A 13,190-nucleotide genomic window follows, 5' to 3' on the forward strand; every position below is an offset into this window, starting at 1 on the left:
TCGGCTAGTCCTTGGGCAGGGGATAGACCTGGCTGAAGACGGTCTTGCCGGACGGGTCCAGCACGGACAGCTTCAGGCCGTAGATGTCCCGGGCCTCGAATTTGGCCGGCAGGGGCAGGCTGGCCGCGATCTGCTTGAACCGCTGGATCTGAAACGTGAATTCGTCCTTTTCGGCCCTAAGCGGCACGAAGGTGGCGTCGTTGGCCACCAGCCCGGCCTCGACCCGGCCGACGAGATTGGTCTGGGGCGTGACGTTGCTGAGATCGAAATTGAGCTGGAGGCGCTTGTTCTCGATGCGCACGCGCAGGTTGTCGACGCCGGCCTGGTTGGCGTCGACCCGGGCGAGAAGCCTGCCCAGGTCCGGGCGCGGGGCTTCGCGTTCCTTGGCCTCGCCCTTGTCCCGGGGTTCCTCGGGCTTGCTCGGCTTCCACCAGCCCGGATCGGCGGCGTTATACGAGCCGATCAGCGTTTCAAGCTCGGTCACATCCCGGGTCCGCAGGACCTTTTCCACGTTTTCAAGGCGCATGAGCCGCTCGCCCGCAGCCTCGAGCTCGCCCTGCATGGCCAGGGCCCGTCTGGCCAGAACCACGTTGTCCTGGCGCAAATGGTAGGCCACGGCCACGGCCGCGCCGAGAAGCAGGAGAAGAAGCAGCGGCCCGAGCCACAAGGCCCGCATGAGGCCGGTCGAAATCCGCAGCCGCCGGACGCTGGCCGCGTCGCGCAGGATGAGGATGTCGACCTTGCCGCCGGCCGCCATTTACAGCCGGCTCCATTTTTCTTCGACAATGGCGAACCCGTTGCCGGCCGGCGCGAGATAGAGCGTTTTGACCCCCCGGTCCGACCCGCCGTCCCGGCTCTCGTAGTCCTGGACGCAGGTGACCACGAAGCCGTCCTTGCGGGGCTTGATCCTGACGTCGGACAGGGCCACCCGCTTGGGGGCCTTGTCCTTCCACAGGCCGGCCTTCTGGTCGCGGATGGCTTCCCGGCCGCGCTCGGTGCCCTGGACGGCCTTTTCGGCGTAAAATCCGGCGTAGTCGCCAAGCCGCCCGCTTTCCCAGGCGGTCCGCCAGGCCTCGACCAGAGCCGCGACCTCGGCCGTGCGGTCGGCCTTGGCCGGAGCCTTGGCGGCCGGGGCCGGAGCGGGTGTGGCGGTCGGAGCCTCGGCAGAAGCCGCCGCAGCCTGGACCGGCTGGGCAGCCGGGGATGGCGTCGTCGCGGGTGCAGCCGGGGCGGCAGCCAGGGCCTTGCTTTCCGGCTGGGCCGCGGGGACAGCCGGGGTCGCCGCTGCGCCGACCGGCGCGGACGGGGCCGAAGCGGCGGCAAGCCGGGCCTCGTCGGGCCGGTTCCGGGACCACCGTTCCTTGGCGATGAGCAGTTTCCGACCGGACGGCACCAGGGACAGGATCTTATACCCCTGGCTCGGCCGGCCGCCCTTGCCCTGGTAGTCCTCGGCGCAGACCACGGCGAAGCCGTCGCCGTCGGCCACGATGGACACGACCTCGATGCCGACGCGGCCGGGTTCGCGGCCGCGCCACACCCCCGCTTTCTGGCGGCGGATGGCGTCCTTGCCGCGCAGGTCGCCCTGGCGCGCGCCGTCGGCGTAATAGGCCATGTAGTCGTCGAGGCGGCCCTTTTCCCAGGCCGTCCGCCACCCTTCCATGAGGGCCGCGATCTCGGCCGCCCGCTCGGGCGCGACCGGAGCCGCCTTGGCCGACGCGGCTGGCGCGGCGGTCGCCGGCCCGGCCGCGACAACGGCGGGTTGCGCCGCCGGGGCCGGCGGCGGCGCGGGAGCCTGGACCGCCACGGCCGGAATCGGGGCAACCGGGGCTGCGGGCGCGGCCGGGGCCACGGCGACAGCGGCGACGACGGCGGGAACTGCGGGAACGGGCGGGGCCACGGCCAGGGCGGCCGGAACCGGCGGCGGGGGCGCCGGGGTCATGGCGTCCGTGGCAAAGGGCGACACCCCGGGCCGGACCGCGCCGGTCTGGGCCACTTCCAGGATGGCCTGGTCCTCGGGCGTCGGCTGGGGCTTGAGATGGAGCGTGTGGAACGCCTTCTGGGCCACCTTCTCCATGGCCGCCTGCTGGGCGCTGACGAGCTGGCGGACCTGCACCTCCTCCTCGCTCGGGCTGTCCGGCCGCCGGGTATCGGCTTCCTTCTCGTCGGGCGAGGCGGCCTTGCCGGCCCTGACCCCGCCCTTGTCGGCCAGGGTCACCGGCATCTCCTCGTATTCCATGCCGATGATGCGAAAACGCCCGTCCGCCGCCCGCTGCCAGTAGAGGCGCTTGACGCCCTGGGAAATGAGTGTGGGCGACCGGTAGACCTGGACGAAATAGGTCACCCAATAGTCCGGCCCGGCCAGGGCCCGGATGTCGGAAAGGGTCACCTGGATCCAGGGCAGGGCCTTGAACAGCCGCTCCTTGTGGCTTTTGAAGGAGGCAAACGGCTGGCCCTCGGTGATGGCGAACTTCTCGGGGTCGTGGAAATCGAAAAAGGCTGGGGACTTGTCCTGCCAGGCCTTGCCCCAGGCCACGGTGGCGGCCACCACGTCCCGGGCCTCGTCCCGGAGCCTGGCCGTGTCCTCGCCGCCCAGGCGAACCTCGTCGGCGATGACCACCGGCATGCCCTCGGCCAGCTCCGGGTCCACCCGGTGGATGTCCGGGGTGCTTAAGGCCACGCAGCCCTGGGTCTCGTAGGGGATGATGGCGTGGCCCCGGCCGTGGATCCAGATGCCGTGGCCCGACTTGCGGCGCACCACGTCGGCCGGGTTGGGGAAATTGAGCGGAAAGGCCAAGTCCCCGTAGAGCTCGTAATTGAGGCCGGCGGTCTTGCGCCGGGTGATGAAATAGACCCCTTCCGGCGTCTTGAGGTCGCCTTCCTTGAACTTGTCGCCAAGCTCCTGGCCCGTGGCGCAGGGGATGGCCGCAAGGAGCCGCAGCGGGCTCTGGCGGGACAGCAGGGCAAAGGACTGGGCCTTTTTGTCCACAGCCACGAACCGGGACGGCGACGCCTCCATGTCCACGATGTCCGCCGTCCATTCCCCGGCCGCCCATCGGCAGGGCAATACAAGCAGAAAACAGGCGAGGGCGAGGACACGGCCGGTTCGTTTCATGCAGTCTCGCGTCAGGATGCCGGTTGCGGGTTGGCGGCGGCAAGGAGCGCGTCGCGGGTGAAGACCGAGAGAAGCGGAAACCCGCGCTCGGCCAGCCGTTCGGCCCCGCCTTCCTTGCGGTCGAGGACCGTGACCACGGCCCCGACCACGAGTCCGGCCGCCTCGACCCGGTCGATGACGGTCAAGAGCGTGCCGCCGGTGGTCACCACGTCTTCAAGGAGAGCCACCCGGTCCCCGGGCTGGAAATTGGAAAGCCCTTCCAGAAACTGGTTGGTGCCGTGGCCCTTGGCGGCCTTGCGCACGATGAAGGCCGGCATGGGACGGTTTCGCAGGTACGAGGCTATGCTGACGGCCGTGACCAGGGGATCGGCCCCAAGGGTCATGCCGCCGACGCCGACGATGTCGGCCGGCAGCAGGTCGAAAAGGAGGTTGCCGATCAGCCAGGCCCCTTCCGGATAAAGCGCCGTCTGCTTGCAGTCGAAATAGTAATCGCTCTTGCGTCCCGAGGTCAGGGTCACCTCGCCGGCACGGTAGGATTTTTCAAGAAGCAGGCTGGCCAAACGGCCACGCATCGCCCCGGCGTCCAAACGGTCGCTTGCGCACGACATGAGAATCCCCATCGAGCCTATTTGCCTTCTGGCATACAAAAGGCCGGCTGCTTTGAAAAGTGTTTCGATGGGCCTCCCCCGGCCGGACCGCAAAAAAGGAGGCCCTCCGCGTCCCTCGGTCAGGCGGCCCCGTCGGCGGCCTGGCCGAAGACCCGGGAGAAGATCAGGTCCTCGTGCTCGAGGTAGTAGGACGGGTCAAAAATGGCGGAAAGGACCTCGGAGCCCAGCTTTTCCGTGATGGCCGGGTCGGCGCGGACCGCGTCGGGGAAGGATCTCTTCCCGGCCCAGCAGGCCATGGCCACGGCCTGGACCGTCTCGTAGGCCTTCTGCCTTTCCATGCCCGCGTCGATGAGGGCCAGGAGCACCCGCTGGGAATAGAAAAGTCCATAGGAGGCCATCATGTTACGGGCCATGTTGTCCGGGTTGACCTGCAGGTTGGCCAGGATGCCGGCCAGCCGGGCCACGATGTAATCGGCGAGGATGGTGGAGTCGGGCATGATCACCCGCTCGACCGAAGAGTGCGAGATGTCGCGCTCGTGCCAAAGGGGCATGTTTTCCATGGAAGCCAGCGCGTTGGTCCGCACCAGGCGCGAGAGGCCGCAGATGTTCTCGGCCGAAATCGGATTCTTCTTGTGCGGCATGGCCGAGGAGCCCTTCTGGCCCTTGGCGAAGCCTTCCTCGGCCTCGAGGACTTCCGTGCGCTGCAGGTGGCGCAGTTCCGTGGCCATCCGCTCCACCCCGCCGGCGAGCAAGGCCAGGGAGGTGAAAAAAGCGGCGTGCCGGTCGCGCTGCACGATCTGGGTGGAAATGGGGTCCACGGCCAGGCCCAGGCGGGCCAGGGCGATGGATTCGACCCGGGGGTCGAGGTGGGCGTAGCCGCCAACCGCGCCCGAGATCTTGCCGACCTTGACGTCGGAGAGGGCCCTCGCCACCCGGGCGCGGTGGCGGGAGAACTCGGCGTAAAAGGAGGCCATCTTCATGCCGAAGCTCAAGGGTTCTGCATGGATGCCGTGGGTGCGGCCCATCATGAGCTGGCCCTTGAACCGCATGGCCAGGTCCTTGATGACGGTAAGCAGGTGGTCGATGCCGGCCAGGATCAGGTCCCCGGCCCGGCCGAGCAGCAGGCCGTTTGCCGTGTCCACGATGTCGGAGGAGGTGCAGCCGAGGTGGATGTAGCGGGCGGACGGGCCCACCTGCTCCTCCACGGCGGTCAGGAAGGCGATGACGTCGTGGCGGGTCACTTCCTCGATTTCGAGGATCCGGGCCACGTTGAAGCCGGCCTGTTCGCGGATGACGGCCATGTCCTCGGCCGGGATGCGGCCAAGCTCGGTCCAGGCCTCGCACACGGCCAGTTCCACTTCGAGCCAGGCCCTGAACTTGTTTTCCAGGGACCACAGTTCGCCCATGGCCTTCCTGGTGTAACGGTCGATCATGCGCCCTCCTTGGCGGTCGCGGCGGGGGTGTCACCCGCGTCTTCCGGTTCGTCCGGGTCCGTTGCGGCCAGGGGCACGGACGGATCGCGGGCGAGCTTTGGCACCGGGACCTCGGTCCCCTTGATGGTGCCGTTGCCGTCTTTCTTGAACTGGCCCGGCCGGCGCTTGACGTAGTCCGTGGCGTAAAAGCCGCTGCCCTTCAAGGCAAACGACGACAGGGAAACGATGCGCGGCGAGGGCCGGGAACAGGACGGGCAGTCGGCCGGACCGTCGTCACCGGCCCGGCGCAGCTCCTCGAAGACCCGGTCGCAGGCGGGACAGCGGTATTCGTACAAGGGCATGGAAGGCCCTCCGTAGGGTCGTGCGAAAGCCCGGGCAAGGTCCACCCCCTGCCCGGTCTCGCAAATACGCGGCAAAACGGAAATGCCGCCGGGCCGCCCGGGGTCCCTGCGGGGCCGGGGCGGCGCGTGGCGAACTTTCGAAAAAAACCGGGGTCCGACGCCCGAAGGCCTGCCTAGGCCTTTTTGGCGGCAATGGCCTGCCGGACGCGCTCTTTGAGGCGCTCCTTGCGGCGTTTGCGGCGGCGGTCCAGTTCCTTGTGGCGCTCGTGCTTCTTGTGCTTGGCCATGGTATATCCTCCTGTCAGATGAAAGAACCCGATGCCGTAGCCGAAGACGGGAAATTTGTAAAGCCGGGATGTGCGGCGGCGGCCCCCGGAAAGGCCGGAGAGACCGGGGCCGCGCCCCGGACCGGGCCAGTGGAAAAGCCTCCCCCGGTGCCGTTTGAGAAGGAGGCCGAAAACCGAATAGTCACGGTCCCGGAAGGGCCGGCTCCGACGCAGCCGTTTCCCGCACGGCTCCGAGAAGCAGTGCGACGCAGGCCGCGACGCTGCGGCCAGCCGTGTCGATCGTCAGATGGCGCCGGTCCCAGGGATGGTAGTCGCGCCCGATCACCGCTTGCCAGTCGGGAAGAACAAGGCCGGGCACCTCGCCTGTCCGGGTTTCGATGCGCCGCCGATGTTCTTCGATGTCCGAGCAGAGCGTTTCCACCTCAAGGACTTGGGCGCCCGCTCGCAGTCCGGTTTCTCTCCAAGCGTTTCGCGTCAGCAGCCAAGGATTGACGGAGTCGCCGATCACGTCGCGGCCCAGATGGAGATTGTCCTGTGCCACGGCGTAGGCTGCGCGGTACCCGGCATCGTTCATATTCCCGGGCACAACGCCGGAATCCCGAAGGGCTTGCTCGATCGAGTCGATACGCAGCCACACCGCCCCGCTTGCCCTGGCCAATTCCCGAGCGATCGACGATTTGCCGGTTCCAGGCAGTCCGGAAAGAACGATGAGCGTGGCCACGTCCCGACCTCTACGGCCTCAGGCCGATTCGATGGGCTCCACCGGCTCGGTCAGAAGGAACTTGCCCGCCTCGATCCGCTCCTTGAGCTTGGTCGCCACTTCGAGCGACATGGCCAGGCTGGTCATGGGCACGGCCTGGGTCGGCTTCCCGTTGATGACCACCTCGCCCGAGCGGCACTCGGCGTAGGTGACGTAGCCCAAGGTCCTGGCGATGCCGTTGGGGTAGTCGTGGCCATAGTCCTTGACCGGCATCTGGATGTCGGCGTCGGACACGCCCGTGAAAAAGGCCATGTCCTCGTTTAGAATCGGAATGGGAATGCCGATGCCGACGGCCAGGGACACGCCGTAGCCGAGGATGGACACGGCCCGGACGTAGCGGGGGTCCATGCCCTTCATATCGCCCTTGACCATGAGGGTGCCCGCGGCGGACAGCGGAATGCCGCGCTCGTTGCGCTTGGGCCTCGGATCGTGCTGGGTGCCGGCCCCGATGACGTAGCCCGTGCCGCCGCCCAGAAAGATGCGGGTGCCAAGGCCGATGGTCTTCAAGTAGGGGTCGTTGAAAAGCGGGGACAGCTCGCCGGCCGTGGCGAAATTGGCGTTTCGGGCGTTGGGCTTGAGCGGACCCATGTAGGTATAGACGATGCGGCTGGTCAGGTTCACGGCCACATTGTAGTTCTGGTAGCAGTTGCGCGGATTTAAAAGCGCGGCGTACTTGAGGTCGGCCAGCGTCACGTCCTTTTCCAGCGAGCGGCGCGGATAACAGTCCGTGCCGTAGGCCTCGCACCAGAGCTTGACCGACTTGCCGCGAAGGAGATCCTCGATGACGTGGGCCCCGCCGTACTTGAACCGGCCCGGATGGATCTTGTTGAGGGGATCGTCCTTGGGCAGTTCGGTGGCCCCGACATAGGCGTCGACGGCGGCCAGGCCGGCGTGGGCCGGGATGCCCCCGATCCGGACCTTCTGGGCCTTCATGACCGGCGGCTCCTGGCCGAAATTGAAAAGCATGCCCGACGAACACATGGGAGAGAACGTGCCCGTGGCCACCACGTCCACTTCCCTGGCCGCCTTGACCTTGCCCAGGCGCCTGACCGCATCGACCATCTCGGCGGCCGTCAGGACCACGGCCTTGCCCTTTTCGATGCGTTTGTTGATCTCAGCGACGGTTTTTTTCACCTCATGGGTCATCCCGGCTCTCCCTTCGGCCAGGCCTTGGGGCCCGGCAGGGGCTTTTCTTGGCCCATTTCGGGCGCAATGGCAACATGGCCGGCCGCCCCTTGGCTTCGGAGAGAAAACAGGCTACACTGATCTTTCCTCGCGACCTTGGGAGGGGTCGGAGGCGATTTTCCCAACCCAATAATATGCTTGAAAAAATTTCAGCGGACCGATGAAGACCGCGCCCCCGAACGCATCCGGTGACGGCGTGCTCAAGGAAGATTTCCGCCAGCATCTGTCGCGCACCTGTCCGGAACAGGATCTGCGCCGCTGGTTCGATCCGCTGGACCTCACGGTCAGCGAATCGGACCAGTCTTTTTGCGTCCGCTTTCCCCATGCCTATTTCGCCGCCTGGTTCGAAACCTCGGTCAAGGAACTTTTCGAGAAGCAGGCCAGCCAGTTTCTCGGGCCCGGCTACGCGGTCCGCTACCAGACGCCCTGCCGCGGCAACGGCCACACGCCGCTCCCGCAGCTCGGCGCTCCCCGGGTCACGGACTTTCCCTTCGGCCACCGCTTCACCTTCGAGACCTTCCTGGCCAACGAGAAAAACCGCTTTCCCCTGGCCCTGGCCCGGGAAGTGGCCCGGGGCCGCGAGGTCCGCTACAACCCGTTTCTGGTCTGCGGCCCGTCCGGCTCGGGCAAGACCCACCTCTTGCGGGCCATGGCCAACGCCGTGGCCCGGTCGCAAGCCGGGGCCTCGGTCTTTTTCGGGTCCGTCGACGACCTGCAAAACCGCTACGCCACGTCCCAGAGCCGCCACGAGATCCGGTCCGAGGTGGCGGCCCACGACTGGCTTTTCATCGACGAACTGACCGATATCCAGCGGGCCCCGGACCTGGAGCAGGAGCTGATCTTCCTGTTCAACGCCTTCCACGACGCCGGCAAGCAGATGGTTTTTTCGAGCCGCGAGCGGACCGCCTCGTGCGACTTTTTCGATCCCACCTTCAAGTCGCGCCTGGAATGGGGCCTTATGGTCCACGTCAAGCCGCCGGACCTCGACGTCCGGATCGCCAGCGTCGAGGCGGCCAACCGCGACAAGCGCCTGGGGCTCTCCCGCGAGCAGGTCCTGACGCTGGCCAGCCGGTTCGAGGGCTTTCGCCAGCTCGAAGGCGTGCTCCTGCGCATCGAGGCCTTTCGCCGCCACGCCGGCCAGGAGCTGACCGAGGCGGAATTCTCCCGCCACATCCGCCTGTCGGTCGACCGCAAGTCCCCGGAGCTTTCGCCCGAGCGGATCCTCACGGTCTGCGCCGAGCACTTCGGCCTGACCGTGGCCGCCATCATCGGCCAGAGCCGGCGCCGGGAGCTGGTCTTCGCCCGGCAGGCGGCCATGGCCCTTTGCCGTACGCTCCTTGGCATGTCCTACCCGGCCCTCGGCAAGGTCTTCGGCGGCAAGGACCACAGCACGGTCCTCTATTCGATCAGAAAGTTTCAGCAAATCCAGGATGATGACAGAGATACGAAAATTTTGTTCCGCCAGTTGGCCAAAAAGTGCCGCCAGGGAGGCCCGGCGTGACCGTTGTTCCTTGCGCCGTTCCCGGCCGACGCCTGGCCGCTCCCGGGCCCACCCTTTCTTTTCGAAAGAAATCCGGTAACTTGGAGACAAACGGAACAAACGGACCGTCCCTACTACTCCAACAAGTTCATTTCCCTTTTCTAGATACAAGAAGGCGTTCGCATCGCGACCGCCAAGGAGACGCCCATGCAGCTTAAGGTCTTTCGCAACGATATCATCGACGGCCTGCAGAAATCCTCGGGCATCATCCCGGCCAAGACCGGGGCCGCCTTTCTGCGCACCATCTGGCTGGAGGCCGTTGACGGGGTGCTGCGCATCCTGTCCACGGATTCGAGCCTGGAGTTCACCGGCCAGTACACGGCCAAGGTGACGGAAGCGGGCCTTTGCGGCGTGCAGGGCAAGAGCTTTTTCGAACTGGTCCGCAGGCTGCCTCCGGGCGAGATCGGCCTGACCCTGGACGCCGCCTCGGGCAACCTGCTCATCAAGCAGGGCTCCCGGCGCTACAAGCTGCCGGTCTCGGACCGCAACTGGTTCCAGAACTTCTCGCCCTTCCCCGAGGGGGCGGCCGTCACCTGGTCCGGGGACTTCCTCCAGGAGCTCATCGACCGGGTGGCCTATTGCATCTCCGACGAGGACACCATGGAGGCCATGGCCTGCATGTTCTTGAAGCCGGCCGAGGCGGCCAAGGTCGAGGTCTGCGGCTTAAACGGCCACCAGTTCTCCCTGGTAGCCTTTTTAAACGACGACATCCACGCCATGCTGCCGCCGGAAGGGATCCTCATCCAGAAAAAATACGTGGCCGAACTCAAGCGCTGGCTGACCGCCGACGAGATCGAGCTGGCCATCAGCCAGAAACGGCTTTTCTTCCGCACCCAGGAAAAGGACGAGACGTCCGCCAAGGTCGAAACCTTCAGCCTGCCTTTAAGCTACTACCAGTATCCGGACTACAACACCTTCGTGTCCAAGCTGGCCACCGACGGCGTCTCGACCCTGACCATCGACCGCCTGGAACTCGTTGACGCCCTGGAACGGGTGGCTATTTTCAATACCGACAACAACCGTTGCGCCTCGTTCCTTTTCGACGGACCCGGCGAGTTGTCGCTTCGCAGCCAGGGCCAGGAAGCCGGCGAGGCCAGCGAGACCCTGGAATGCGCCTTCACGGGGAGCCTCGATAAGGTGGCCTTCCCGACCAAAGACATCATCGACATTCTCGGGCATTTCCACTCCCCCAAGGTCACCCTGACCCTGACCGGGGCCGAGGGGCCGTGCGGCATCGCCGGCGAGGAAGACGCCGACAGCCTGGTCATCATCATGCCCATGAAGATCGTGGAAGAGACGTACTATAGCGAGGAAGACATCGCATGAGTGAAGAGAAGAAGACAGCCCCCCAGGCCTACGACGCCAGTTCCATCACCGTCCTCGAGGGCCTCTCGGCCGTGCGCAAGCGCCCGGCCATGTATATCGGCTCCACGGACATCCGGGGCCTGCACCACCTCGTCTACGAGGTCGTGGACAACTCCATCGACGAGGCCATGGCCGGCTACTGCGACCGCATAAACGTGGCCGTCCACCTCGATGGCTCGGTGACGGTCTCGGACAACGGCCGGGGCATCCCGGTCGACATGCACCCCAAGGAGCACCGGCCGGCCGTGGAAGTGGTCATGACCGTGCTCCACGCCGGCGGCAAGTTCGACAACGACACCTACAAGGTCTCCGGCGGCCTGCACGGCGTCGGCGTGTCGGTGGTCAACGCCCTGTCGGAATATCTGGAAGTGACGGTCCGGCGCAACGGCAAGAAGTACCAGCAGCGCTACGAGCGCGGCGTGCCCGTGACCCAGGTGACCGTGATCGGCGAGGCCGAAAACACCGGCACCACCATCCGCTTCAAGCCCGACGAGGAGATCTTCGAGACCAACCAGTTCTCCCACGAGACCCTGGCCAAACGGTTCGAGGAACTGGCCTACCTGAATCGCGGCCTGGAGATCGATTTCCGCGACGACCGGACCAGCGAGCGCGTCACCTACCGGTTCGACGGCGGCATCAAGCGGTTCGTGGCCGATTTGAACGCCGGCGAGCCGGTCATCCACGACATCATCGAGGGCCTGGCCGAGATGGACGGCGTGGTGGTGGACTTCGCCCTCCAGTACAACGCCAATTACAAGGAAGAAGTCTACACCTTCGCCAACAACATCCGCACCCGCGAAGGCGGCACCCACCTGGCCGGGTTCAAGACCGCGCTGACCCGGGGGATCAACACCTATATCGAAAAAGCGGATATCCCCAAAAAATTCAAGCAGAAACTGACCGGAGACGACGTGCGCGAGGGACTGACCGCCGTCATCTCGGTCAAGCTTCCCAATCCCCAGTTCGAGGGCCAGACCAAGACCAAGCTCGGCAACTCCGAAGTGGTCGGCATCGTGTCCAAGATCGTCTTCGAGGCCATAAACGTCCATTTCGAGGAAAACCCCAAGGACGCCAAGGCCATCGTGGAAAAGGCCGTGGACGCGGCCCGGGCCCGGGAAGCGGCCAGGAAGGCCAAGGAGCTGGTGCGCCGCAAGGGCGCCCTGTCCGACCATTCGCTCCCCGGCAAGCTGGCCGACTGCCAGAGCAAGAACCCCGAGGAATCGGAACTCTACATCGTCGAGGGCGACTCGGCCGGCGGCTCGGCCAAGCAGGGGCGCGATCCGCGCTTCCAGGCCATCCTGCCCCTTCGCGGCAAGATATTAAACGTCGAGCGGACCCGCACCGACAAGATGCTCGGCAACAAGGAAATCCGAAACCTGATTACGGCCATGGGCCCGACCCCGAGCATGGGCGACGACGAGAGCGAGGAAAAGGACAACGAGAACTACGCCCGCCTTCGCTACCACAAGATCGTCATCATGACCGACGCCGACGTGGACGGGGCCCACATCCGCACGCTCCTCTTGACCTTTTTCTACCGGCGCTACGAGCGGCTGATCCAGAGCGGCTACATCTATATCGCCCAGCCGCCGCTCTACCGGGTCTTCAAGGGCGATTTCGAACGGTTCATCAAGGACGACGAGGAGCTCTCCCAGTTCCTGCTCGGCCGCATCGGCCAGGACGTGACCGTGGCCTCGGGCGAGAAGCGTTTTGCCGGCGCGGACCTGACCGGGCTTTTGGAGCGCATCCACTTCCTCGAGGCCCGCATCCACGAGGCCGCCACCTACGGCCTGCCGGACGATCTCCTTTTGGCCCTTCTCGGCTACGACAAGCTCGCGCCGTCGGATTTCGCCGCCGAGGCCCTGCCCCAGGGCCTGCCGGCCTATCTGCGGGAAAAGGGCTACGCGCTCGAGATCGAATCCGAGGAGATCGACGACGAGAAGCGGCTCTACGCCGTCTTTATAAGCGCCAACCAGGCCCGGCACCGGATCGCAGTGGAGTTTTTCAGCTCCAAGATCTACCGCCGGGCCCACGAGACCTACGGCCAGCTCCTGGCCGACTGTCCGGAGCTGCCGCTTTCCATCGAGCGCAAGGAGGAGTCCCGGGCGGTGGCCGGCTTCTTCGACCTGTACAAGGCGCTCATGGACGATGCCTTAAAGGGCGTGAACATCCAGCGCTACAAAGGTCTTGGCGAAATGAACCCCGAGCAGCTCTGGGAAACCACCATGAACCCGGAGAAGCGCAGCTTCCTCCAGGTTTCCATCGAGGACGCCGGCGAGGCCAACGACATCTTCTCCCAGCTCATGGGCGAGAAGGTCGAAGGCCGCCGCGACTTCATCGAGCGCAATGCGTTGTCGGTCAGAGAGCTGGATATATAAAAGAGAGAAGAGAATCGGGGGGAAACCTTTCTCGGAGAAAGGTTCTTCCCCCGAACCCCCTTTCCAAAGACTTTTAAAGGGGGTCGGCGTGTCCGTGCGCTTGGCGAAAACAAGCGCCAAATGCACGCCGCAAGCCGCAGGATACCCATGGCACCCCCTCTCCGGGGGGTCCGGGGGGGAT

General features: G+C 65.7%; 10 protein-coding genes. 3 read left to right on the plus strand and 7 right to left on the minus strand.

Annotated elements, in window-relative coordinates:
• Positions 1-4 precede the first annotated feature (4 nt).
• The 7 genes from DFW101_RS12035 to DFW101_RS12065 form a co-directional block, all read right to left on the minus strand.
• Positions 5-757 carry a hypothetical protein gene (locus DFW101_RS12035; protein WP_009181797.1) on the minus strand — a complete coding sequence of 251 codons (753 nt, stop codon included), beginning with the start codon at positions 755-757 and terminating at the stop codon, positions 5-7.
• On the minus strand, positions 758-3,112 hold the full coding sequence (locus DFW101_RS18665; RefSeq protein WP_009181798.1) for a L,D-transpeptidase family protein: 2,355 nt from the start codon (positions 3,110-3,112) through the stop codon (positions 758-760). It lies immediately after the preceding gene.
• A gap of 11 nt (positions 3,113-3,123) precedes the next feature.
• The gene (gene pyrE / locus DFW101_RS12045; RefSeq protein ID WP_043643331.1) at positions 3,124-3,720 is read right to left on the minus strand and encodes an orotate phosphoribosyltransferase; all 597 of its coding nucleotides are present in this window, start codon (positions 3,718-3,720) and stop codon (positions 3,124-3,126) included.
• 119 nt (positions 3,721-3,839) lie between these two features.
• Entirely contained in the window at positions 3,840-5,153 is a 1,314-nt protein-coding gene (gene purB / locus DFW101_RS12050; protein ID WP_009181800.1) for an adenylosuccinate lyase, read from the minus strand.
• Positions 5,150-5,494 carry an FmdB family zinc ribbon protein gene (locus DFW101_RS12055; protein ID WP_009181801.1) on the minus strand — a complete coding sequence of 115 codons (345 nt, stop codon included), beginning with the start codon at positions 5,492-5,494 and terminating at the stop codon, positions 5,150-5,152. The genes purB and DFW101_RS12055 overlap by 4 nt, the downstream gene beginning before the upstream one ends.
• A 468-nt stretch (positions 5,495-5,962) precedes the next feature.
• Positions 5,963-6,502, minus strand: a complete 540-nt coding sequence (locus DFW101_RS12060; RefSeq protein ID WP_009181802.1) for a P-loop nucleotide/nucleoside kinase family protein — start codon at positions 6,500-6,502, stop codon at positions 5,963-5,965.
• An 18-nt stretch (positions 6,503-6,520) separates the two neighbouring features.
• Entirely contained in the window at positions 6,521-7,687 is a 1,167-nt protein-coding gene (locus DFW101_RS12065) for a homocysteine biosynthesis protein (RefSeq protein ID WP_009181803.1), read from the minus strand.
• A 235-nt stretch (positions 7,688-7,922) separates the two neighbouring features.
• On the opposite strand from DFW101_RS12065, the gene DFW101_RS12070 reads away from it, so the two are divergent.
• The 3 genes from DFW101_RS12070 (at position 7,923) to gyrB (ending at position 13,009) form a co-directional block, all read left to right on the plus strand.
• Complete coding sequence (locus DFW101_RS12070) at positions 7,923-9,227, plus strand: DnaA/Hda family protein (RefSeq protein ID WP_232286000.1); 1,305 nt, start codon at positions 7,923-7,925, stop codon at positions 9,225-9,227.
• Positions 9,228-9,413: 186 nt separating this feature from the next.
• On the plus strand, positions 9,414-10,592 hold the full coding sequence (gene dnaN, locus DFW101_RS12075) for a DNA polymerase III subunit beta (RefSeq protein ID WP_009181805.1): 1,179 nt from the start codon (positions 9,414-9,416) through the stop codon (positions 10,590-10,592).
• The gene (gyrB, locus tag DFW101_RS12080; RefSeq protein WP_009181806.1) at positions 10,589-13,009 is read left to right on the plus strand and encodes a DNA topoisomerase (ATP-hydrolyzing) subunit B; all 2,421 of its coding nucleotides are present in this window, start codon (positions 10,589-10,591) and stop codon (positions 13,007-13,009) included. The genes dnaN and gyrB overlap by 4 nt, the downstream gene beginning before the upstream one ends.
• Positions 13,010-13,190 lie beyond the last annotated feature (181 nt).

This window comes from Solidesulfovibrio carbinoliphilus subsp. oakridgensis, assembly GCF_000177215.2.
Taxonomy (GTDB): Bacteria; Desulfobacterota; Desulfovibrionia; order Desulfovibrionales; family Desulfovibrionaceae; genus Solidesulfovibrio; species Solidesulfovibrio carbinoliphilus.

Coding starts and splice junctions, on each gene's coding strand:
- gyrB (WP_009181806.1), top strand. CDS start 10,589: ATGAGTGAAGAGAAGAAGACAGCCCCCCAGGCCTACGACGCCAGTTCC.
- DFW101_RS12035 (WP_009181797.1), bottom strand. CDS start 757: ATGGCGGCCGGCGGCAAGGTCGACATCCTCATCCTGCGCGACGCGGCC.
- purB (WP_009181800.1), bottom strand. CDS start 5,153: ATGATCGACCGTTACACCAGGAAGGCCATGGGCGAACTGTGGTCCCTG.
- DFW101_RS12055 (WP_009181801.1), bottom strand. CDS start 5,494: ATGCCCTTGTACGAATACCGCTGTCCCGCCTGCGACCGGGTCTTCGAG.
- pyrE (WP_043643331.1), bottom strand. CDS start 3,720: ATGTCGTGCGCAAGCGACCGTTTGGACGCCGGGGCGATGCGTGGCCGT.
- DFW101_RS12065 (WP_009181803.1), bottom strand. CDS start 7,687: ATGACCCATGAGGTGAAAAAAACCGTCGCTGAGATCAACAAACGCATC.
- DFW101_RS18665 (WP_009181798.1), bottom strand. CDS start 3,112: ATGAAACGAACCGGCCGTGTCCTCGCCCTCGCCTGTTTTCTGCTTGTA.
- dnaN (WP_009181805.1), top strand. CDS start 9,414: ATGCAGCTTAAGGTCTTTCGCAACGATATCATCGACGGCCTGCAGAAA.